This is a genomic window from Streptomyces filipinensis (assembly GCF_014649495.1).
In the GTDB taxonomy this organism is placed as follows: Bacteria; Actinomycetota; Actinomycetes; order Streptomycetales; family Streptomycetaceae; genus Streptomyces; species Streptomyces filipinensis.
The window spans coordinates 264540-286786 of the sequence record NZ_BMTD01000009.1 but is presented as its reverse complement, the minus strand read 5'-3'; the positions used below and the strand labels follow the sequence as shown (position 1 = coordinate 286786).

At 70.4% G+C, this 22247-nt stretch carries 21 protein-coding genes and 1 tRNA gene; 12 read left to right on the top strand and 10 right to left on the bottom strand.

Annotated features, from left to right (window positions below; translation table 11 throughout):
• Positions 1–430 precede the first annotated feature (430 nt).
• The 6 genes from paaA (at position 431) to IE244_RS21775 (ending at position 5379) form a co-directional block, all read left to right on the top strand.
• On the top strand, positions 431–1465 hold the full coding sequence (gene paaA, locus IE244_RS21800; protein ID WP_191875214.1) for a 1,2-phenylacetyl-CoA epoxidase subunit PaaA: 1035 nt from the start codon (positions 431–433) through the stop codon (positions 1463–1465).
• Positions 1462–1749 carry a 1,2-phenylacetyl-CoA epoxidase subunit PaaB gene (paaB, locus tag IE244_RS21795; RefSeq protein ID WP_014673816.1) on the top strand — a complete coding sequence of 96 codons (288 nt, stop codon included), beginning with the start codon at positions 1462–1464 and terminating at the stop codon, positions 1747–1749. The genes paaA and paaB overlap by 4 nt, the downstream gene beginning before the upstream one ends.
• A complete protein-coding gene (paaC, locus tag IE244_RS21790) occupies positions 1746–2477 on the top strand; it encodes a 1,2-phenylacetyl-CoA epoxidase subunit PaaC (RefSeq protein WP_191875213.1) in 732 nt (243 codons plus the stop codon). Before paaB ends, paaC begins: the two co-directional genes overlap by 4 nt.
• On the top strand, positions 2471–3004 hold the full coding sequence (paaD, locus tag IE244_RS21785) for a 1,2-phenylacetyl-CoA epoxidase subunit PaaD (protein WP_191875212.1): 534 nt from the start codon (positions 2471–2473) through the stop codon (positions 3002–3004). Before paaC ends, paaD begins: the two co-directional genes overlap by 7 nt.
• On the top strand, positions 3004–4068 hold the full coding sequence (locus IE244_RS21780; RefSeq protein WP_191875211.1) for a 2Fe-2S iron-sulfur cluster-binding protein: 1065 nt from the start codon (positions 3004–3006) through the stop codon (positions 4066–4068). The genes paaD and IE244_RS21780 overlap by 1 nt, the downstream gene beginning before the upstream one ends.
• Before the next feature lie 168 nt (positions 4069–4236).
• Complete coding sequence (locus IE244_RS21775) at positions 4237–5379, top strand: acyl-CoA dehydrogenase family protein (protein ID WP_191875302.1); 1143 nt, start codon at positions 4237–4239, stop codon at positions 5377–5379.
• 27 nt (positions 5380–5406) lie between these two features.
• Here IE244_RS21775 and IE244_RS21770 read toward each other — a convergent pair whose 3' ends face one another.
• The 4 genes from IE244_RS21770 to IE244_RS21755 all read right to left on the bottom strand — a co-directional run bounded on the left by IE244_RS21770 (position 5407) and on the right by IE244_RS21755 (position 9183).
• Entirely contained in the window at positions 5407–5736 is a 330-nt protein-coding gene (locus IE244_RS21770; RefSeq protein ID WP_191875300.1) for a rhodanese-like domain-containing protein, read from the bottom strand.
• Between the two features lie 69 nt (positions 5737–5805).
• A complete protein-coding gene (locus tag IE244_RS21765) occupies positions 5806–6612 on the bottom strand; it encodes a hypothetical protein (protein WP_191875301.1) in 807 nt (268 codons plus the stop codon).
• Positions 6613–7081: 469 nt separating this feature from the next.
• A complete protein-coding gene (locus IE244_RS21760) occupies positions 7082–8575 on the bottom strand; it encodes a DUF2252 domain-containing protein (protein WP_191875210.1) in 1494 nt (497 codons plus the stop codon).
• Between the two features lie 524 nt (positions 8576–9099).
• Positions 9100–9183: transfer RNA gene (locus IE244_RS21755), tRNA-Leu, on the bottom strand.
• A gap of 448 nt (positions 9184–9631) precedes the next feature.
• Here IE244_RS21755 and IE244_RS21750 point away from each other — a divergent pair.
• The 6 genes from IE244_RS21750 (at position 9632) to pknB (ending at position 17861) form a co-directional block, all read left to right on the top strand.
• The gene (locus tag IE244_RS21750) at positions 9632–10513 is read left to right on the top strand and encodes an FHA domain-containing protein (protein WP_191875209.1); all 882 of its coding nucleotides are present in this window, start codon (positions 9632–9634) and stop codon (positions 10511–10513) included.
• 10 nt (positions 10514–10523) lie between these two features.
• Positions 10524–11054 carry an FHA domain-containing protein FhaB/FipA gene (locus tag IE244_RS21745; protein ID WP_191875208.1) on the top strand — a complete coding sequence of 177 codons (531 nt, stop codon included), beginning with the start codon at positions 10524–10526 and terminating at the stop codon, positions 11052–11054.
• 140 nt (positions 11055–11194) lie between these two features.
• A complete protein-coding gene (locus IE244_RS21740; protein ID WP_191875207.1) occupies positions 11195–12748 on the top strand; it encodes a Stp1/IreP family PP2C-type Ser/Thr phosphatase in 1554 nt (517 codons plus the stop codon).
• Between the two features lie 27 nt (positions 12749–12775).
• Positions 12776–14227, top strand: coding sequence for an FtsW/RodA/SpoVE family cell cycle protein (locus IE244_RS21735; RefSeq protein ID WP_191875206.1), 1452 nt, complete (start codon positions 12776–12778; stop codon positions 14225–14227).
• Positions 14224–15699, top strand: a complete 1476-nt coding sequence (locus IE244_RS21730; protein WP_191875205.1) for a peptidoglycan D,D-transpeptidase FtsI family protein — start codon at positions 14224–14226, stop codon at positions 15697–15699. Before IE244_RS21735 ends, IE244_RS21730 begins: the two co-directional genes overlap by 4 nt.
• A 170-nt stretch (positions 15700–15869) precedes the next feature.
• On the top strand, positions 15870–17861 hold the full coding sequence (gene pknB / locus IE244_RS21725) for a Stk1 family PASTA domain-containing Ser/Thr kinase (RefSeq protein ID WP_191875204.1): 1992 nt from the start codon (positions 15870–15872) through the stop codon (positions 17859–17861).
• Positions 17862–17930: 69 nt separating this feature from the next.
• Here the strand turns inward: pknB and IE244_RS21720 are convergent, their stop codons facing one another.
• Genes IE244_RS21720 through IE244_RS21695 form a run of 6 tightly spaced genes read right to left on the bottom strand, consistent with a single transcriptional unit; the run spans position 17931 to position 22179 of the window.
• On the bottom strand, positions 17931–18683 hold the full coding sequence (locus tag IE244_RS21720) for a class E sortase (RefSeq protein ID WP_191875203.1): 753 nt from the start codon (positions 18681–18683) through the stop codon (positions 17931–17933).
• A 47-nt stretch (positions 18684–18730) separates the two neighbouring features.
• Complete coding sequence (locus IE244_RS21715) at positions 18731–19843, bottom strand: class E sortase (protein ID WP_191875202.1); 1113 nt, start codon at positions 19841–19843, stop codon at positions 18731–18733.
• Complete coding sequence (locus IE244_RS21710) at positions 19840–20478, bottom strand: aminodeoxychorismate/anthranilate synthase component II (protein ID WP_191875201.1); 639 nt, start codon at positions 20476–20478, stop codon at positions 19840–19842. The genes IE244_RS21715 and IE244_RS21710 overlap by 4 nt, the downstream gene beginning before the upstream one ends.
• Complete coding sequence (locus IE244_RS21705; RefSeq protein ID WP_191875200.1) at positions 20475–20636, bottom strand: hypothetical protein; 162 nt, start codon at positions 20634–20636, stop codon at positions 20475–20477. The genes IE244_RS21710 and IE244_RS21705 overlap by 4 nt, the downstream gene beginning before the upstream one ends.
• 52 nt (positions 20637–20688) lie before the next feature.
• Complete coding sequence (locus IE244_RS21700; protein WP_191875199.1) at positions 20689–21369, bottom strand: class E sortase; 681 nt, start codon at positions 21367–21369, stop codon at positions 20689–20691.
• Between the two features lie 21 nt (positions 21370–21390).
• A complete protein-coding gene (locus IE244_RS21695; RefSeq protein WP_191875198.1) occupies positions 21391–22179 on the bottom strand; it encodes a DUF881 domain-containing protein in 789 nt (262 codons plus the stop codon).
• Positions 22180–22247 lie beyond the last annotated feature (68 nt).

The following is a 22247-nucleotide window of genomic DNA, read 5'->3' as shown; positions in this document are numbered from 1 at the left end:
CCTCCGGGAGACGCGCCCCCGCCGGCCCGCCGGCGCCGGGTCGCGCCTCCGGGTCCTCGTCGTACGCGTCCATTCCGCCCCGTCCCCCGTTTCGGCTCAGTCGTTCGGCTCAGCGGTTCAGCTCCGTGATGCGGCGCCGCCACGAGCGCCCCATGCTTCACGTACGCCGCTCTCGGCGTCCGCACGGAACGGTACTCAGCCCCGGCCGCCGGGCGCAGCCCCGGGTACGGGCAGGTGCCGTGGTCCTCGCCACGCGGTACGGCTGCGGCACCGGCCGTACCCGCCTTTCGACCCCCTTGTCCACAGGCCGCCCGGCGGAGTTTTCCACAGCGGTTGACACCCCACCGCGGCCCGGCACACCATTGATGCGCACGGACCGAACGATCGGTCGGGACAGGTTCACCGAAGAGCCCGAGGTCAGGGGGACCGCATGGCCACAGCAGCCGCGCAGCGCACGACCCGCACCGCGGACAGCGCACCGGACACCGTCGACACGGCGGCCTACCAGCACGCCTTCGACGCGGCCGTGGCCGCCGACGAACGCATCGAACCCCGCGACTGGATGCCCGACGCCTACCGGGCGACACTGGTCCGGCAGATCGCCCAGCACGCACACTCCGAGATCATCGGCATGCAGCCCGAAGCCAACTGGATCACTCGCGCGCCCTCCCTGCGCCGCAAGGCGATCCTGATGGCCAAGGTCCAGGACGAGGCCGGCCACGGCCTGTACCTGTACAGCGCGGCCGAAACCCTCGGCACCAGCCGCGACGAGCTCCTCGACAAGCTGCACAGCGGCCGCCAGAAGTACTCCTCGATCTTCAACTACCCGACGCTGACCTGGGCCGACGTCGGCGCGATCGGCTGGCTGGTCGACGGCGCCGCGATCACCAACCAGGTGCCACTGTGCCGCTGCTCCTACGGCCCCTACGCCCGGGCGATGGTGCGGGTCTGCAAGGAGGAGTCCTTCCACCAGCGCCAGGGCTACGAACTGCTGCTGGCCCTGAGCAAGGGCACCCCGCAACAGCACGCGATGGCACAGGACGCCGTCGACCGCTGGTGGTGGCCGTCACTGATGATGTTCGGCCCGCCCGACGACGAGTCCCAGCACTCGGCACAGTCCATGGAGTGGAAGATCAAGCGCCACTCCAACGACGAACTGCGCCAGCGCTTCGTCGACATCTGCGTCCCCCAGGCCGAGTCCCTCGGCCTCACCCTCCCGGACCCCGACCTGCGGTGGAACGAGGAGAGCGGACACCACGAATTCGGCCCGATCGACTGGACGGAGTTCTGGGACGTCCTCAAGGGCAACGGCCCCTGCAACGAACAGCGGATCACCCAGCGCCGCCGCGCCCACGCCGAGGGCGCATGGGTGCGGGAAGCGGCCGCCGCCTACGCGGCCAAACACACCGGTGGCACAGGCGGCACCGGTGAGGCAGGACACGAGACAGGAGCGCAGCGAGCATGAGCACCACCGACTGGCCCCTGTGGGAGGTCTTCGTGCGCTCCCGGCGCGGCCTCTCCCACACCCACGCCGGCAGCCTGCACGCCCCCGACGCGGAGCTGGCCCTGCGCAACGCCCGCGATCTGTACACCCGCCGCGGCGAGGGCGTGTCGATCTGGGTCGTCCCGGCCGCCGCGATCACCGCGTCCTCGCCGGACGAGAAGGACCCCTTCTTCGAACCGGCCGCCGACAAGCCCTACCGGCACCCGACCTTCTACGAGATCCCGGAAGGGGTGAAGCACCTGTGACCGCCACCGGCCCCGCCACCGTCCCGGTGACCGCCGCGCTCGCCCTCGGCGACGACGCCCTGGTGCTCTCCCACCGGCTGGGCGAGTGGGCCGGGCACGCCCCCGTCCTGGAGGAGGAGGTCGCCCTCGCCAACATCGCCCTCGACCTGCTCGGGCAGGCCCGGATACTGCTGTCCCTGGCCGGCGACGAGGACGAACTGGCCTACCTGCGCGAAGAGCGGGCCTTCCGCAACCTCCAGCTGGTCGAACAGCCGAACGGCGACTTCGCCCACACGATCGCCCGCCAGCTCTACTTCTCCACCTACCAGCAGCTGCTCTACGCCGAACTGGCCGCAGGCGACGGCCCGTTCGCCCCCCTCGCCGCGAAAGCGGTCAAGGAGGTCCTCTACCACCGCGACCACGCCGAGCAGTGGACGCTCCGCCTCGGCGACGGCACGGAGACCAGCCACGAGCGGATGCGCAGCGCCTGCGAGGCACTGTGGAAGTTCACCGGTGAGATGTTCCAGCCGGTGGAAGGACTCGAGGCCGACTGGGCACGCCTGGAGGCGCACTGGCAGGAGTCCGTCACAGACGTCCTCGACCGTGCCACCATCCCCCTCCCCGAGGGCCCCCGCACCGGCGCCTGGTCGGCCGGCGCGGGCCGGCAGGGCCTGCACACCGAACCGTTCGGACGGATGCTCGCCGAGATGCAGCACCTGCACCGCAGCCACCCGGGGGCGTCATGGTGACCGCCACCGCCCTGGAGAAGGAACTGCTGGAGCTGGCCGGCTCGGTGCCCGACCCCGAACTGCCGGTGCTCACACTCCAGGAGCTGGGTGTGGTGCGCGCGGCACGTCTGCACGGCAGCGACACCGTCGAGGTCGACCTCACCCCCACCTACACCGGCTGCCCCGCCATCGAGGCGATGAGCGTGGACATCGAACGGGTGCTGCGCGCCCACGGCATGCGCCAGGTCACGGTCCGCACGGTGCTCGCGCCCGCCTGGACGACCGACGACATCAGCCCCGAAGGGCGACGCAAACTACGGGAGTTCGGCATCGCTCCCCCGCGCGTGCACAGCGCCTCCGGCCCGGTGCCACTGTCCCTCGGCCCGACGCGCACCCACACGCACACGACGGAGACCCAACCGGTCCGCTGCCCGCACTGCGGCTCGCCCGACACCGAACTGCTGAGCAGGTTCTCCTCCACCGCGTGCAAGGCCCTGCGCCGCTGCCTCGCCTGCCGTGAACCGTTCGACCACTTCAAGGAGTTGTGATGGCGCGCTTCCACCCGCTCCCGGTGGCCGCGGTCGACCGGATCACCGACGACTCCGTCGCCCTCACCTTCACCGTCCCGCCCGGCCTGCGCGAGGAGTACCGGCACACGGCCGGCCAGCACCTGGCACTGCGCCGGCAGGTCGACGGCACCGAGGTCCGCCGCACGTACTCGATCTGCTCCCCCGCACCCGATCCGGCCGGCGCCGGCCCGGACACGCTGAGAGTGGGCGTGCGGCTGGTGGAAGGAGGGGCCTTCTCCCCCTACGCGCTGAAGGAGATCAACGCCGGCGACGAGCTGGAGGTGATGACCCCGGCCGGCCGCTTCACCCTGGAACCGGCGCCGGGACTGTACGCGGCGGTCGTCGGCGGCAGCGGCATCACCCCGGTGCTGTCCATCGTCGCCACCCTGCTGGCCCGCGAACCGGCGGCCCGGTTCTGCCTGATACGCAGCGACCGCACGGCCGCCTCGACGATGTTCCTGGAGGAGGTCGCCGACCTGAAGGACCGCTACCCCGAGCGCCTTCAGCTGGTGACGGTGCTCTCCCGCGAGGAACAGCAGGCGGGCCTGCCGTCCGGCCGGCTCGACCGTGAGCGGATCGCCGGGCTGCTGCCCGCGCTGCTGCCGGTCGGGGACGTGGCGGGCTGGTTCCTGTGCGGGCCGTACGGACTGGTGCAGGGCGCGGAGAAGGCGCTGCGCGAGCTCGGCGTGGACCGGTCCCGCATCCACCAGGAGATCTTCCATGTGGACGCGGGCTCGGCACCGGCCGCCACCACGCGGACGCCCGCGCACAGCACGGTGACGGCCCGGCTCGACGGACGCGGCGGCACCTGGCCGGTGCGGGAGAGCGAGTCCCTGCTGGAGACGGTCCTGCGCAACCGCCCCGACGCGCCCTACGCCTGCAAGGGCGGAGTGTGCGGGACGTGCCGCGCCTTCCTGGTCTCCGGCGAGGTCCGCATGGACCGCAATTTCGCCCTGGAGGCGGAGGAGACGGAAGCCGGATACGTACTGGCTTGCCAGTCGCATCCGCTGACGGAGCAGGTGGAGCTGGACTTCGACCGCTGAGGCCTGCACGGGGGCGCCTCGGCGTGGGGGTGAGGGGGAGGGGAGGGAGGGGGGAGGGGGAGGGAGGGCCCCCAGGAACACCACCGCCCGACCCGTTCCCTTCTCCTAGAACCTGTTCTATCTTGACGCCCCGTCAGATGGATGACCGCACCGTCGGAGGGACAGGCCGTGGACTTCACCTTCAGCGAGGAGCAGCGGGCGGCGGCCGAGGCGGCGCGCGGGGTGTTCGCGGGCGTGGTGCCGGACGCGGTGCCCAGCCCGGCGCTCACCACCGGTGCCGTGGCCGAGGGTTTCGACCGGGAGCTGTGGTCCCGGCTGGCCGAGGCGGACCTGCTGAGTCTGCTGCTCGACGAGGCGCACGGCGGTTCCGGACTGGACGCGGTCGCGCTGTGCCTGGTGCTGCGTGAGTCCGCCAAGGTCCTCGCCCGGGTGCCGTTGCTGGAGCACAGCGCGGCGGCAGCGGCCGTACAGGCCTACGGTGGCGCGGAGCTGGCGGGGCGTGTGCTGGCCCGGGCCGGACGGGGCGAGCTGGTGCTGACCGTCGCGGCGCACGGCCGTACCGGCCACGATCCGGCCGAACTGGCCGTCGGCGCACGTCGGGACGGCTCGGCCTGGGTGCTGGACGGGGTGCAGACGGCGGTGCCCTGGGCGTACGACGCGGATCTCGTCGTCGTGCCGGCCCATGTAGGGGGAACGGCCGCGGCGCGGGCCGTGCTCGCGCTGGTACCGCGCGAGCGGGACGGGGTGGTCCTCGCCGAGCAGGTGTCCACCAGCGGGGAGCGGCTGGCCGAAGTGCGGCTCGCGTCGGTCCGGGTCGGGGCGGACGAGGTCATCGAGGCCGAGGGTGCCTGGGAGTGGCTGCACGCGGTGCTCACCACGGGTGTCTGCGCTCTGGCGCTCGGTCTGGGCGAGCGGGTGCTGCGGATGACCGCTGAGTACACCGGCAAGCGGGAGCAGTTCGGGTTTCCGATCGCGACCTTCCAGGGGGTGGCCGTGCAGGCCGCGGACCGGTACATCGATCTGCGCGCCATGGAGGCGACCCTGTGGCAGGCCGCCTGGCGGATCTCCTCGGGGGTGCCGGGGGCGCTGCCCGCGGCCGGGGATGTGGCGGTGGCGAAGATCTGGGCGGCGGAGGGGGTGCGCCGGGTGGTGCAGACGGCGCAGCATCTGCATGGCGGGTTCGGTGCCGACACCGACTATCCGCTGCACCGTTATCACGCCTGGGCCAAGCACCTGGAGCTGGCGCTCGGCCCGGCGGCGGCGCATGAGGAGAGGCTCGGGGATCTGCTGGCCGCCCATCCCCTGGGCTGACCGCGTGGTCCCGGGTCGCCGGGTGGCTTACAGCACGAAGCCGGGCTGACCGTCTTCCGTGATCACCGGGCGGCCGGCGGCCTGCCAGACCTGCATGCCGCCGTCGACGTTCGCCGCGTCGATGCCCTGCTGGACCAGATACATGGTGACCTGCGCCGAGCGGCCCCCGGAGCGGCAGATGACATGGACGCGGCCGTCCTGCGGGGCGGCTTCGGTCAGCTCGCCGTAGCGGGCCACGAACTCGCTCATGGGGATGTGCAGGGCTCCCTCGGCGTGGCCTGCCTGCCACTCGTCGTCCTCGCGGACGTCCAGCAGGAAGTCGCCGTCCTTGAGATCCGTGATCTCGACCGTGGGCACACGAGCTGCGAAGTTCATGTCTCCGACGCTACCTGAAGGCCCTGGGCGTGACCGGAGGCGCCGTGCTGCTCAGTCCTGCGCCGACAGGGCCGCCAGTTCCGCCTCCCGCTGGGCGATGTCGGCGCGCAGCCTGGCGCCGATCTCGTCGAGCAGCCCGTCGGGGTCGTCCGGGGCGAGCCGGAGCAGGCCGGCGATCGCGCCCTCCTCCAGTTCGCGGGCGACGAGGGTGAGCAGTTCCTTGCGCTGGGCGAGCCATTCGAGGCGGGCGTACAGCTCCTCGGCGGGGCTGGGATGCCGCTCGGGTGGTACCGGGCCGGCCGCCCACTCCTCGGCCAGTTCCGTCAGGAGGGTCTCGTCACCGCGGGCGTAGGCGGCGTTGACGCGGGTGAGGAATTCCTCACGGCGCCGGCGCTCGTCCTCGTCCTGGGCGAGGTCGGGGTGGGACTTGCGGGCCAGCTCGCGGTAGAGCTTGCGGGCCTCCTCGCTGGGCCGGACCCGCTCGGGGGGTCGTACGGCCTGGTCGGTCAGCATGGCGGCGGCTTCCGGGAACAGGCCGTGACCGTCCATCCAGCCGTGCAGCACGTCCTCCACGCCGGGGATCGGCAGCACCCGGGCGCGGGCCTCCTCGGCCCGGCGGATGTCCTCCGGGTCGCCGGTGCGTGCGGCCTTCGCCTCGGCGATCTCGGCGTCGAGCTCCTCGATGCGGAGGTAGAGCGGGCCGAGTCTCTGCTCGTGCAGCCGGGAGAAGTTCTCGACCTCGACTCGGAACGTCTCGACGGCGATCTCGTACTCGATCAATGCCTGCTCGGCAGCCCGGACGGCCTGCTCGAGCCGTTCCTCGGGCCGCGGGGCCTGTTCGGCTTCCGGAGTGCTCACCACGCGCCCAGCGTAGCCGCTGCGCCGGCCCGGTCCGGGGGTGCGGTGGGTCACCGCGGAACCGGGGGCCGGCCGTCCGCCCGGGGGGCGGGGCGGTGGTGGTGGCCGGCGGCCGCGCGGCAGAGCCGTAGCCCGGTCCCGTTCCGCCGCGCGGCAGAGCCGGACGTCGGATCCGGCTCCCCACGTCTGGTCCGGCTCCACGCGTCGGCTCCGGCTTCGCATCGGGTCCGGTTCTGCACGTCGCGTCCGGTTCCGCCGCGCTGCGGCTCCCCACGTCTGGTCCGGCTCCGCATCGGGTCCGGTTCCGCACGTCGCGTCCGGTTCCGCACCCCTCGGGCCTGCGGTTCCGGCCCCGCACAGCGTCGGGCGGCCTCTCACATACCGGGCGTCACCTCACACGCCGACCGCCACCTCACACGCCGGACGGCCCCTCACGCGCCGGGCGCCACCCCACATACGTGGCGGTATCTCACACGCCGTGCTCCGCCTCGATCCGGCCCGCCCGGATCGCCGTGACCAGCTCGTTGTGGTCCGCTTCCGTGCGGTCGGCGTAGGCGACGGCGAATGTGGCGATCGCCTCGTCCAGCTCCTCGTTCTTTCCGCAGTAGCCGGCGATCAGCCGCGGGTCGGCGCTGTGGGAGTGGGCGCGGGCCAGCAGGGCGCCGGTCATGCGGCCGTAGTCGTCGATCTGGTCGGCGGCGAGGGCGGCGGGGTCGACGCTGCCCTTGCGGTTGCGGAACTGGCGGACCTGGAAGGGGCGCCCGTCGACGGTCGTCCAGCCGAGCAGGATGTCGCTGACGACCTGCATGCGCTTCTGTCCGAGGACCACGCGGCGGCCCTCGTGCTCCACCGGTGGTGTCTCGAACCCTGCCGTGGCCAGGTGCGGGACGAGGGCGGAGGGCCGGGCCTCCTTCACCTGGAGCACCAGCGGCTGCTCGCGGTGGTCGAGGAGCAGCACGACGTAGGAGCGGGTGCCGACGCTGCCGGTGCCGACGACCCGGAAGGCCACGTCGTGCACGGCGTGGCGGGCGAGCAGGGGGTGCCGGTCCTCGCTGAGGGTGTGGACGTACGACTCCAGGGACGCGGCGACCGTGTGGGCCTCGGCGTCCGGTATGCGGCGGAGTACCGGCGCCGCGTCCACGAAGCGGCGTCCGCCGTCCTGGACCACTTCGGTCGATTTCGCCGCGAACCGGCCGCTGGTGTTGGCGCGGGCCTTCTCCGAGACCCGCTGCAGGGTGCCGAGGAGGTCGTGGGCGTCGGTGTGGGAGACGAGTTCCTCGTCCGTGATGGCGTTCCAGGCGTCGAGCACGGGGAGCTTGGCCAGCAGGCGCATGGTGCGACGGTAGGCACCGACCGTGTCGTGTGCTGCCGCGCGGCAGGTGTCCTCGTCGGCGCCGGCCTCCCGTCCGGCGAGCACCAGGGAGGTCGCGAGCCGCTTCAGGTCCCATTCCCAGGGGCCGTGGACGGTCTCGTCGAAGTCGTTGAGGTCGATGACGAGGTCGCCGCGGGCGTCGCCGTAGAGGCCGAAGTTGGCCGCGTGGGCGTCTCCGCATATCTGGGCGGCGATCCGGGTCATGGGGGTGCGGGCCAGGTCGTAGGCCATGAGTCCGGCCGAGCCGCGGAGGAAGGCGAAGGGGGTGGCCGCCATCCGGCCCACCCGGATCGGTGTCAGTTCGGGGATGCGGCCGGCGTTGGACTCCTCGACCGCGGTCACCGCGTCGGGGCGGGAGGCGTCGAGGTCGAGGGTGTGGTGGGCGCTGCGCGGCACGCTCTGACGGAGTGCCTTGCCCTCGTCCTTGGGTGTGCCGTGTGCGGGCCATGCGGCGAATCCGCGCATCCGGGGCAGCCGGCGTGCCACCGCGCCGTCGTCCTCCGCCTCGGCCACTCGTACGTGCGCACCGGCTTCGGTCACCGTGACCGCCTCCCCCGAACCCCACGCCGGTCCGCAGCCCGGCTCGAACATCAACTCGTGGAGACCGTACAGCTGGTCACGAAGACGTGTCAGACCCTGTGGACAACTCGCCGCCTGGGGAAAGCCCGCGGCGCCTCGTCGTGGCGCTTTCGCCGCACGGCCCTCACCGCACCGCCCTCGCCCCCGGGTCGACGCCGGGAAAGCGATGGGTCGACGCCGGGAAGACGCTGGACCGACGCCGGGAAAGCGAGGGGTCGACGCCGTGAAAACGATGCGCGACGCCGGGCCGACGCCGGGTCAGGTCCGGCTGGTGGTCCCTGAAGCACCCTCGCCATGGTGCGGTGGCGGGTTGGGGAGGAAGCGGTCGGCACGGCAGCGCCGGGGGCAAACCCCCTGGCCCCGCCCGTGACATACGTCACGGGTCAGGTGTCCGCGAGGCTGTCCACGCTGTGCGATCCATCACAAACCCGTACACAACCACAAAACCCATACACAACCACAAAACCGCGCACAACGAGAAACGGGCCCCTGCGGTGACTTCCGTCACCGCAGAGACCCGTTCATCGGTTTCTCTGTGCGCGAGGGGGGAGTTGAACCCCCACGCCCTTGCGGGCACTGGAACCTGAATCCAGCGCGTCTGCCTATTCCGCCACCCGCGCATTGGGTGTGTCTTCCGTTTCCGGCCCTTTCGGGCTGGCCCCTTCCGACACCCAGAACATTAGCACGTCGTACGGGGTGGGTTCACATCCCTTCCCGCCCGCCACCGCCCGCCACCGGGCGGCCCCGCGCCCGCCGCGCCCGGCCCCGGACCACCGCATCCGCCTCCCAGGTATCAGGGAGACCCGCTTCGCGTATCAACCTCGTACCGGTCCCGGGCATCTCCCCCGGAGGCGGGCCGGGTCCACAGCCGGGTGCGGGACACTGGTCTTCGCCCGCCTCTACGATCCATGGCAGCAGGAGTGCCCGCCGGGAGTTCGAAGGGGAGTCGCTGGGGGAACCGGCTGTTTGCCCGGCGCGTAGATACGATCAGTAAGCAGTACCAGCACCACCGGGCAAGGCAGCGCACACAACAGGGCAAGTCAACGGCAGGGACGGAGGAGGTGCCCCATGGGAGTCCTGAAGAAGTTCGAGCAGCGTCTCGAAGGTCTGGTGAACGGCACCTTCGCCAAGGTCTTCAAGTCCGAGGTCCAGCCCGTGGAGATCGCCGGCGCACTCCAGCGCGAGTGCGACAACAACGCCACGATCTGGAACCGCGACCGGACCGTCGTACCGAACGACTTCATCGTGGAGCTGAGCGCGCCGGACCACGAGCGCCTCAGCCCCTACTCGGGACAGCTCGGCGACGAGCTGGCCGGCATGGTGCGCGACTACGCCAAGCAGCAGCGCTACACGTTCATGGGCCCCATCAAGGTCAACCTGGAGAAGGCCGACGACCTGGACACCGGCCTGTACCGGGTGCGCTCGCGCACCCTCGCCTCCTCCAGCAGCCAGCAGGCCCCCGGGGCCCCGGCTCCGGGCCGCCCCGCGCAGGGCGCCCCGGGCGGCGGACAGGGTGGCGCCCCGGGCGGCGGCCCGGGCTATGCGCCCAGCGCGCCCGCCGGCGCACCCCCGATGCCGTCCGCGCCGCCGCCGGGCGCCCGCCCCGGCGGTTACGGCTACCCGCAGCCCGCCACCCAGCGGCCCGCGGCCGCTCCGATGAGCGGCGGGCGCACCCGCTACTGGATCGAGATCAACGGCACCCGCCACCAGATCTCCCGCCCGACGCTGGTGCTGGGTCGCAGCACCGACGCCGACGTGCGGATCGACGACCCCGGCGTCTCCCGCAGGCACTGCGAGATCCGGACCGGAACGCCCTCGACGATCCAGGATCTCGGCTCCACCAACGGCATCGTGGTGGACGGGCAGCACACCACCCGCGCTACGCTCCGCGACGGCTCGCGGATCGTCGTGGGCAGTACCACCGTTATCTATAGGCAAGCCGAAGGGTGAAGCGGGGGCAATGTCAGAGCTGACCCTCACGGTCATGCGGCTGGGTTTCCTGGCCGTACTGTGGCTGTTCGTGATCGTGGCCGTGCAGGTCATCCGGAGCGACCTGTTCGGTACGCGCGTCACCCAGCGCGGATCGCGTAGGGAGGCCGGACGCCAGCAGCAGGCGCCCCGGCAGCAGGCCGCCGCGCCCCCGCAGCAGCGGGGCCAGCAGCGCGGCCAGCAGGGCGGCGGCCGACGCGGCCGCAACGCCCCCACCAAGCTGGTCGTGAGCGAAGGCACACTGACCGGCACCACGGTCGCGCTGCAGGGCCAGACCATCACTCTGGGCCGGGCGCACGACTCCACGATCGTGCTGGACGACGACTACGCCTCCAGCCGGCATGCCAGGATCTACCCGGACCGCGACGGCCAGTGGATCGTCGAGGACCTGGGTTCCACCAACGGCACCTACTTGGACCGGTCCCGGCTGACGACTCCCACGCCGATCCCGCTGGGCGCGCCGATCCGCATCGGCAAGACCGTCATCGAGCTGCGGAAGTAGTGCTACATCATGAGTGAGCGCGAGCGGAGCGAGCACGCAGCGGCAGGCCGCCACCCGGCCGCCGGCGCGCTCCCGACCGGAGGGTGGGCAGTGTGGCTCGACACGACCGGCTGCATTCGGAGCCGACGGGCGAGGTGCGCATGAGTCTGTCACTGCGCTTTGCCGCCGGATCGCACAAAGGCATGATCCGCGAGGGCAACGAGGACTCCGGTTACGCCGGTCCCCGGCTGCTCGCGATCGCGGACGGCATGGGCGGCCAGGCCGCCGGCGAGGTCGCCTCCTCCGAGGTGATCTCCACCCTGGTCACGCTCGACGACGACGTGCCCGGCTCCGACATCCTCACCTCGCTGGGCCAGGCCGTGCAGCGCGCCAACGACCAGCTGCGCGCCATGGTCGAGGAGGACCCCCAGCTGGAGGGCATGGGCACCACCCTCACCGCGCTGCTGTGGACCGGGCAGCGGCTCGGCCTGGTGCACGTCGGCGACTCGCGCGCCTATCTGCTGCGTGACGGCGTCCTCACCCAGATCACCCAGGACCACACCTGGGTGCAGCGGCTGGTGGACGAGGGCCGGATCACCGAGGAGGAGGCCACGACGCATCCGCAGCGGTCGCTGCTGATGCGCGCCCTCGGCAGCGGTGACCATGTCGAGCCCGACCTGTCCATCCGCGAGGTCCGGGCCGGCGACCGCTATCTGATCTGCTCGGACGGTCTGTCCGCCGTCGTCTCCCACCAGACGATCGAGGAGACCCTCGCCAGCTACCAGGGTCCGCAGGAGACCGTGCAGGAGCTGATCCAGCTCGCGCTGCGCGGCGGCGGCCCCGACAACATCACGGTCATCGTCGCCGACGTCCTCGACCTGGACACCGGTGACACCATGGCCGGGCAGCTGTCGGACCAGCCGCTGGTGGTCGGTGCCGTCGCGGAGAACCAGCTCCACCTGCACGACAACGGCATCATGCAGACGCCGGCCGGCCGCGCCTCGCACCTGGGCCGGCAGGGCCATGGGCACGGCGGCGGCGAGTTCGGCCCGCCCGGCTCCGGCGACACCACGGGCTACGTCCCGGCCGGCAGCTTCGGCGACTACGCCGACGGCGAGCTGACCAAGCCGCGCGGTCGGGGCAGGTGGCTGAAGAGATCCTTCTACTCCGTCCTCGCCCTCGCCGTCATCGGCGGCGGCCTCTACGGCGGCTACCGCTGGACGCAGACGCAGTACTACGTCGGCACCAAGGACGAGCACGTGGCGCTGTACCGGGGGATCAGCCAGGACCTTGCCTGGGTGTCGCTGTCCAAGGTGGAGAAGGACCACCCCGAGATCGAACTCAAGTACCTGCCGCCCTACCAGCAGAAGCAGGTGAAGGCCACGATCACCGCGGGTGGTCTGCCGCAGGCGCAGGCGAAGATCAAGGCACTGTCCGTGCAGGCCTCCGCGTGCAAGAAGCAGGCGGAGCGCCAGGCCGCCGAGTCCGAGCGGAACGCGAAGACGGGCCAGGGCGAGGCGGGAGGCACCACGGGAACCACCCGTACGGCCTTCACGTCCAAGGCATCACCGACGCCGAACCCGTCGACGGGTACGTCGTCCAAGACGCCGCCGACATCGCCGACGAAGCCCCCGTCCACGTCCCCCACTCCGAACCCCGGCCCGAGCCTCTCCGAGAATGAGCAGAAGGTCGTCGATCAGTGCGGCAAGCAGTAGCCGAGCCGCGAGAGGCCCCATCACACGATGAGCAGTACGAGTAACTCGCCGACGCACCACACGTCCACGATCGGCGCGATCGGCGCACCGAGCCGCCGCAACACCGAGCTGGCCCTGCTGGTCTTCGCCGTGGCCATCCCGGTGTTCGCCTACGCCAACGTGGGCCTGGCCATCAACAGCCACGTGCCCGCCGGGCTGCTGGAGTACGGCCTCGGCCTCGGTCTGCTGGCCGGCGTCGCCCATCTCGCCGTACGGAAGTTCGCGCCCTACGCCGACCCGCTGCTGCTGCCGCTGGCCACCCTGCTCAACGGGCTCGGGCTCGTCGTGATCTGGCGGCTGGACCAGTCGAGACTGCTGCAGTCACTGCCCCACTTCGCCCCGTCCGCGCCCCGGCAGCTGCTGTACACCGCGCTGGGCATCGCCATGTTCTCGGCGGTGCTGATCTTCCTCAAGGACCACCGGGTCCTGCAGCGCTACACGTACATCTCGATGTTCTGTGCCCTGGTCCTGCTCATCCTGCCGCTGGTGCCGGGCCTCGGGGCCGACATCTACGGCGCCAAGATCTGGATCCGGGTCCCCGGCCTGGGCTCCCTGCAGCCCGGTGAGTTCGCCAAGATCGTCCTCGCGATCTTCTTCGCCGGGTACCTGATGGTGAAGCGCGACGCCCTGGCCCTGGCCAGCCGCCGTTTCATGGGCCTGTACCTGCCGCGCGGGCGTGACCTCGGTCCGATCCTGGTCGTCTGGGCGATCTCGATCCTCATCCTCGTCTTCGAGACCGACCTGGGCACCTCGCTGCTGTTCTTCGGAATGTTCGTCATCATGCTGTACGTCGCCACCGAGCGGACCAGCTGGATCGTCTTCGGTCTGCTGATGTCCGCGGTCGGCGCCGTCGGCGTGGCGAGCTTCGAGTCGCACATCCAGACGCGTGTGAACGCCTGGCTCAACCCGATGCGCGAGTACCAGCTCAGCCGCCAGATCACCCACGACGGCGTCCTCCACTCCGACCAGCTGCAGCAGTCCCTGTGGGCGTTCGGCTCCGGCGGCACCCTGGGCACCGGCTGGGGCCAGGGCCACTCGGACCTGATCAAGTTCGCCGCGAACTCCGACTTCGTCTTCGCGACCTTCGGTGAGGAGCTGGGCCTGGCGGGCATCATGGCGATGCTGCTGATCTACGGCCTGATCGTGGAGCGCGGCCTGCGTACCGCCCTCGCCGCCCGCGACCCGTTCGGCAAGCTGCTCGCCGTCGGCCTGTCCGGCGCGTTCGCCCTGCAGGTGTTCGTCGTGGCCGGTGGTGTGATGGGCCTCATCCCGCTGACCGGTATGACCATGCCGTTCCTCGCCTACGGCGGCTCCTCCGTGCTGGCCAACTGGGCGCTGATCGGCATCCTCATCCGGATCAGCGACACCGCCCGGCGCCCCGCACCCACCCCCGCGACCAACCCCGACGCCGAGATGACCCAGGTGGTCCGCCCGTCATGAACAAGCCCCTGCGCCGGATCGCGATCTTCTGTGGCCTTCTCGTGCTGGCCCTGTTGATCCGTGACAACTACCTCCAGTACGTCAAGGCCGACGAGCTGGCGGGCCAGAAGGACAACCGCCGGGTCGCCATCGAGCGCTACGCCCACCCGCGCGGCGACATCATCGTCGACGGCAACCCGATAACCGGTTCCGTCGAGTCCAAGAGCGGCGACTTCAAGTACAGGCGGACCTACAAGGACGGGCCCATGTGGGCCCCGGTCACCGGCTACTCCTCGCAGGCCTTCGACGCCAACCAGCTGGAGAAGATCGAGGACGGCATCCTCACCGGCAACGACGACCGGCTCTTCTTCCGCAACACCCTGGACATGATCACCGGCAAGCCGCGGCAGGGCGGCAACGTCGTCACCACGCTGAACGCGGCCGCGCAGAAGGCGGCGTACGACGGGCTGAAGTCGCGGGGCGGCAAGGGCGCGGTCGTCGCCCTGGAGCCGTCCACCGGCAAGATCCTGGCGCTGGCCTCCTACCCGTCGTACGACCCCTCGTCGTTCTCGGGGAACACCAACACCGACGCCAAGAACTGGAACAAGGTCCAGAAGAAGAACGACCCCGCCGACCCGACGCTGAACCGGGCGCTGCGCGAGACCTACCCGCCGGGCTCCACCTTCAAGGTGGTCACCGCGGCGGCGGCGCTGGAGAACGGGCTGTACAAGTCGGCCGACGAGAAGACCAACTCGCCGCTGCCGTGGATCATGCCGGGCACCACGACCCCGCTGAAGAACGAGGGCAACATCCAGTGCCGCGACGTGAGCCTGCGTGAGGCGCTGCGGCTGTCCTGCAACAGCGTCTTCGGCAAGGTCGGCTCCGACCTCGGCAACGACAAGATGCTGGAGGAGGCCAAGAAGTTCGGCTTCGACGCCGAGCAGTTCACCCCGGTCCGCTCCAACGCGTCGGTGTTCTCCGACAACATGAACAAGTCCCAGACCGCGCTGTCCTCCATCGGCCAGTACAACACCGCCGCCACCCCGCTGCAGATGGCCATGGTCGCCTCGGCGGTCGCCAACGACGGCAAGCTGATGCAGCCGTACATGGTCGACGAGCTGCAGTCCCCCAACGTCGACCCGGTCGAGAAGACCCAGCCGAAGGAGCTCAGCCGACCGCTGTCGCCGGCGAACGCGCAGATCCTGCAGGGCATGATGGAGACGGTCGTCAAGTCGGGTACGGGCACGAAGGCGCAGATCCCGAACGTCGTCGTGGGCGGCAAGACGGGTACCGCGCAGCACGGTGTGGCGAACAGCGCCAACCCGTACGCGTGGTTCATCTCCTACGCCAAGCTGCCCGACGGCAGCTCGCCGGTCGCCGTGGCCGTGGTGATCGAGGACGAGAGCGCCAACCGCGACGACATCTCCGGTGGCGGCCTGGCCGCACCGATCGCGAAGAACGTCATGAACGCGGTCATCAACTCCAAAAAGTGACCCCCATCACGTCCCCTTCACATCGCTGCACGTTGCGATACCGGTCCTGTATCGGGTTACGGGCTTGGCCAGGTCACACAAAGCGAGCCGGGTACGGTAGGCCCGGACGGCAGCCTCCGGCCGCACATGCCTGTGCGGCCGGGACCGACGGAGAGGGCTGGTAGGTAGCTATGGAAGAGCCGCGTCGCCTCGGCGGCCGGTACGAGCTGGGCCAGGTGCTCGGCCGTGGTGGCATGGCCGAGGTCTACCTCGCGCATGACACCCGCCTCGGCCGCACCGTGGCAGTGAAGACCCTGCGCGCCGACCTGGCACGCGACCCTTCCTTCCAGGCCCGGTTCCGCCGGGAGGCCCAGTCGGCCGCCTCGCTCAACCACCCCGCGATCGTCGCGGTCTACGACACGGGCGAGGACTACATCGACGGGGTCTCGATCCCGTACATCGTCATGGAGTACGTCGACGGCTCCACGCTCCGTGAGCTTCTTCACTCCGGCCGCAAACTCCTGCCCGAGCGCGCGATGGAGATGACCATCGGCATCCTCCAGGGCCTGGAGTACGCCCACCGCAACGGCATCGTCCACCGCGACATCAAGCCGGCCAACGTCATGCTGACCCGCAACGGTCAGGTCAAGGTGATGGACTTCGGCATCGCCCGTGCCATGGGCGACGCCGGCATGACCATGACCCAGACGGCGGCGGTCATCGGCACGGCCCAGTACCTGTCGCCGGAACAGGCGAAGGGCGAGCAGGTGGACGCCCGCTCGGACCTGTACTCGACGGGTTGCCTCCTGTACGAGCTGCTGACGGTACGACCCCCCTTCGTCGGCGACTCCCCGGTGGCAGTGGCCTACCAGCACGTCCGCGAGGAGCCCCAGCCGCCGTCCGTCTTCGACCCGGAAATCACTCCGGAGATGGACGCGATCGTCCTGAAGGCGCTGGTCAAGGACCCGAACTACCGCTACCAGTCGGCCGACGAGATGCGCGCCGACATCGAGGCCTGCCTGGACGGCCAGCCGGTCGCCGCGACGGCCGCGATGGGCGCGGTGGGCTACGGCGGCTACCCCGACGACCAGCCGACGACGGCCCTGCGCCCCGATGCCGGCGCGGGCGCCACGAGCATGCTGCCGCCGATGAACCCGGACGACGGCGGCTACGGCTACGACGACGGCCCCGGCCGCCGTGGGCGTCAGCAGAAGAAGTCCAACACCTCCACGATCCTGCTGGTGGTCGCGGGCATCCTGGTCCTGATCGGCGCCATCCTGATCGGGAAGTGGGTGGCGAGCGACCACAACACCGGGGACGACAAGGTGCCGGTGCCGTCGTTCGTCAGCCAGCCCGAGAAGACGGCCAGGAAGATGGCCGAGAACGTCGGCCTGAAGGTGTCGATCACCCGGAAGCCCTGCGACGACCAGGCCAAGGGCAACGTCTGCGACCAGAACCCGGCGGCCAAGACGGATGTGGCCAAGGGCACCACGGTCGACCTGACCGTGTCGACCGGCGCGCCCAGGGTCACCGTCCCGGACGTCCGCGGCGCCCCGTTCTCCGACGCCGAGTCCCAGCTGAAGGAGAAGGGGTTCAACGTCGAGAAGCAGACGCAGGTGTCGGACCGGACGCCCGACGTGGTCATCGACCAGGACCCGAAGGGCGGCGCGAGCAGGCAGAAGGGCACCACGATCACCCTGACGGTCGCCAAGCCCGCGGACAAGGTCACCGTTCCCAACGACCTCGTCGGCAAGTCCTGTGACGACGCCAAGACCGAGCTGGCCCAGCTGGGCCTCTCCCCGACCTGCAGCAACACGCCCACGACCAACCAGGACGAGGACGGCAAGGTCACCGGGAGCAACCCGCAGCCGGGCGAGCAGGTCAACAAGAACACGCCCATCACCCTCACCGTCGGCCAGTTCCAGCAGGGCCAGCAGACGCAGGGCCAGGTGCCGAGCGTGACGGGCCAGACGCTGAAGCAGGCCCAGCAGATCCTGCAGCAGAGCGGCTACACGAACATCCAGGTCAACGGACCGAACGACGACAAGGCGCGGGTCCTCCAGCAGACCCCGCCGGCAGGAACCCAGGCCGATCCGGGCAGCACCCAGATCGTTCTGACCACCCTGGACCTCGGCGGCGGCAACAACGACAACGGCGGCTTCCTCGGCGGCAACAACGGCTGACGCCCCGTGCACACGAGGGGGCCCCTGCCGGAACGCACCGGCAGGGGCCCCCTCACGTTCGCGGTCAGATCAGCGCAGTTCCCTCGGCGGTGTCCGCTTGCTGTCGACCTTCTCGACCCGGACCAGTTCGCCCCAGACCACGTAGCGGTATTCCGAGGTGTAGACGGGCGTGCAGGTCGTCAGGGTGATGTAGTGGCCCGGTCTCTTCTTGCCGGACTCCTTCGGGACCTGGGAGAGAACCTTGACGTTGTACTTCGAGGTCTCCGGCAGGATCGAGTAGACCTTGTAGACGTACCAGTCGTCCCGGGTCTCGAAGACGATCGGGTCGCCCATCCGCACCTTGTCGATGTTGTGGAACTTCGCGCCGTGCCCGTCGCGGTGGGCGGCGAGGGTGAAGTTGCCCGTCTTGCCGGTCATGGGGAGGGCCGCCTTGACCGGGTCCGTGTAGTAGCCGGCCACGCCGTCGTTGAGGACGTCCGTACCCGTGCCCTTCTCGACCAGCACCTCGCCGTTCCTCATCGACGGGACGTGCAGGAAGCCGATGCCGTCCTTGGTGTCCAGCGCGCCCGGCCCGGCATCCGTCGAGTGCGCCCAGTGGTCGCGCACCTGGTGGGCCTGCTTGTCGGCCTTGCGATCCGCTATCACGTTCGTCCACCAGAGTGAGTAGACGACGAACAGGGCGAGCAACAGGCCTGCGGTGATGAGGAGTTCACCGAACACGCTGACCGCCGTGGCGATACGGCCGGGGCGCCGGCCGGGCGGGGCGGGGTTCGAGTCGGACGCGTCCGTGTGTTCTTCGGTGTCGTCGGCGGTCGCTGCCACAGTTTCCTCTGCCTTTGCCCTTACTCGCTTCAGCCCTGCTCGATGCCCTACTCGATGAGCGCGTCCGGCTTGCCCTTGCTACGCGGGCGTTCCTCGACCATCTTGCCCCAGACGATCAGCCGGTACTTGCTCGTGAACTCCGGCGTGCAGGTGGTGAGGGTGATGTAGCGGCCGGGTCCGGTGAAACCCGATCCCTTCGGGACGGGATTCAGCACGCTGGTGTTGTCCGGCGGTGTCACCGGCAGCGTCGAGGTCACCTTGTACACGAAGTACGTGTCCTGCGTCTCCACCACGACCGGGTCGCCGGGTGTGAGCTTGTTGATGTACCGGAACGGCTCACCGTGCGTGTTGCGGTGGGCGGCGAGGCCGAAGTTGCCGGTCTTGTCACCGGGCATCGCCGTCTTCAGCGGGGGCTCGCCGTAGTGCCCCACCATGCCCTTGTCGAGCACCTTCGCGTTGCTGACGCCCTCGGCTATCGGCGCGACCACGTCCAGCTTGGGGATGTGCAGGATGGCGAAGCCCTGCCCCGGCGCGAAGACACCCGGGTTGCGTTTGCCGCTGGCCCAGTCGTCCTGCAGCTGGTGCGTCTCGCTGCCCGCCTGCGCATGGGCGCGGACGTTGGTCCACCACAGCTGGTAGGTGACGAACAGCAGCATCAGGACGCCGGTGGTGATGAACACCTCTCCGATCGCCCGGCTCGCGATGACGGCCGGGCTCGGTTTGCGCCGTCGCGCCTGGCGCCGCGCCTCCATCCGGGACAGCGGCCTGCCGGACTCCGGCGCTCCCGGGGGCGCCGTCTCCCGGCCGCCGCCATGACGTCCGCCACGCCGTTTGGCGGCCTTCCTGCGGGCTGCACGTCCGCCGGCCGGGGATCCGGTGACGGAGGAGCCGGAAGGGCCTGCAGAGGCCGCAGAGGCGCGTATGGGCCCGTTCTCCGGGCCTGGCGGCGGATCCGGGATCCGCAGCGCCATCGTCTCGTCGTCCAGGGGAGGACCGTACGGCTGCCCGCGCCGCTCCTCGTACGGCTGCCCGTGCTGCCGCCCGTAAGGCTCCTGGTACGCCGCGCCCCCCGCGCCCCAGTCCGCCAGCGCACCGGAAGCCTCGTACGACTGATCCCCGTACGAGGCATCGGTCTCGCGCTCCGGGCGCAGCGCGGTCACGCCGTGGCCCTGCCCACCACCGGGGCGAGCCCCGTCGACCTCGCCACGGCACCCTGATCGCCGCACTCGACCAGCCAGTTGGCCAGCATCCGGTGACCGTGCTCGGTCAGCACCGACTCCGGGTGGAACTGCACGCCCTCGACCAGGAGTTCCCGGTGCCGCAGACCCATGATGATGCCGTCGTGCGTGCGGGCCGTCACCTCCAGCTCGGCCGGGACCGTCGCCGGCTCGGCGGCCAGGGAGTGGTAGCGGGTCGCCGTGAAGGGGGAGGGCAGGCCCGCGAAGACGCCCTTGCCCTCGTGCTCCACCGGGGAGGTCTTGCCGTGCAGCAGCTCGGGGGCCCGGTCCACCACGCCGCCGTACGCCACCTGCATCGACTGCATGCCGAGGCAGACCCCGAAGACCGGCACCCCGGTCGAGGCGCAGTGGCGGACCATGTCCACGCACACGCCCGCCTGCTCCGGCGTCCCCGGTCCGGGCGAGAGCAGCACGCCGTCGAAGCCGTCCTGGGCGTGCGCCGTCGACACCTCGTCGTTGCGCAGCACCTCGCACTCGGCACCCAGCTGGTACAGGTACTGGACGAGGTTGAAGACGAAGCTGTCGTAGTTGTCGACGACGAGAATCCGCGCACTCACTGGTTGTCCACCGTCACATCGTTGAAGGGCAGCAGCGGTTCAGCCCACGGGAAGACGTACTGGAAGAGGATGTAGATCACGGCCAGGACCAGTGCGAGCGAGAGGAGCGCCTTCGCCCACACGTTCCCCGGCAGATGCCGCCAGATCCAGCCGTACATGCCGTTCCTTCCATCTCCCCACGGCACCGGACTCACGCCGTACGCCACCAGACTAACGGCGCAGAGCCCTCGGTTCGCCTGCCTCCACGGACTGTGTGGAGTCCAGGTGCGCCCAGACGATCAGACGGTGACTGTGCCCCCATTCCGGATCGCAGGTGGTCAGCGTCAGATACCGGCCCGGACGCGTGTACCCGGACTTACGTGGCACAGGGTCGATCACCTCAACGTCCGTCGGCACGGTTTTGTAGGGCCCTTTGTCGATCCGATACGTGAACCAGGTCGTCCCGTCCGTGAGCACGACCGCGTCCCCGGGCCGCAGCCGTGGGAAGTCCTCGAACGGATCGCCGTACGTCCGCCGGTGACCGGCCACCGCGAAGTTGCCCTCCTCGCCGAGCCGAGCGGTGCCCTGATAGTGGGCGAGCCCCTTCGCCAACACGTCCCGTCCGGTGCCCTCCAGGACCGGCTTGTTCCACGTGAAACCGAGCCGCGGGATGTACATGATCGCGAAGGGTCTGCCGTAGTGGTACGCCGCCGGCTTCGGCGCCGCCGCCGGGGCACCGGCCGCGGCCCGGACGTTCCCGTTCGACCACTGCCGGTGCAGCTGGTCGATCTGGTCGTTCATGGCGCCCTCGGCCCGCACGCCCGTCCAGAACAGTACGTAGGCGACGAAGAGCACGATCAGGGTGCCGACGGTGATGCACAGCTCGCTGACGGTCCGGACGATCACGCGCACCGGCGGCTCCTGGGAAGGGACCTACTGCACGGGCTTCGCGTAGTGCAGATCCACTGTGCCGGAGTAGCCGGGAAGAGTCACCGTCCCGTCGTCGGTGACTTTCCAGCCGAGGCCGTAGACATTGACGTACACCATGTAGGTCTGGATCGCCTTGCTCGCCGCGAGCGCCTGCTGCAGCCTGTCCGGGTCCCCGACCGCGGTGATCTTGTACGGCGGGGAGTAGACGCGGCCCTGGAGGATCAGCGTGTTGCCGACGCAGCGCACGGCGCTGGTGGAGATCAGCCGCTGGTCCATGACCTTGATGCCCTGGGCGCCGCCCTGCCAGAGCGCGTTCACCACGGCCTGCAGATCCTGCTGGTGGATGACCAGATAGTCGGGCTGCGGCTCGGGATAGCCGGGGAGCTTGGCCGTGGCGTTGGGCGGGGCGTCGTTGAGGGTGACGGTGACGGCCCGGCCGGTGAGCTGCTGGGTCCCGGCGTTCCTCTCCAGCCCGTTCAGCTTCTTGTCCTGCGCCTTGGTGCTGCCGTCGTCGCTCTCGGCGAGGGACTCCACGCTGCCGCGCAGGGCCGCGTTGGACTCGTCCAGCTCCTTGTTCTTACGGCTGCGCTGCTGGATCAGGTCGGACAGCTTCAGCAGGGAGCCGTCCTGCCGGATGTCGGTGCCCTTGGCCGTGTTGAAGCTGGTGAAGAAGATGAGGCCCGCCAGGGCGAAGACGGCCGCGGTGAGGACCCGCACCGGGCGGAAACGCCGGCGGCGGCCGGGGCCGGAGCCCGTTGCCTCTGTGCTGGAGGAGTCGGCAGAATTGCTCAACGTACCCTTATCTCCTTCGGCGCCGCGGAAGCACTACGCTAACGGACGCCCGGGGGAGCACACAGAGT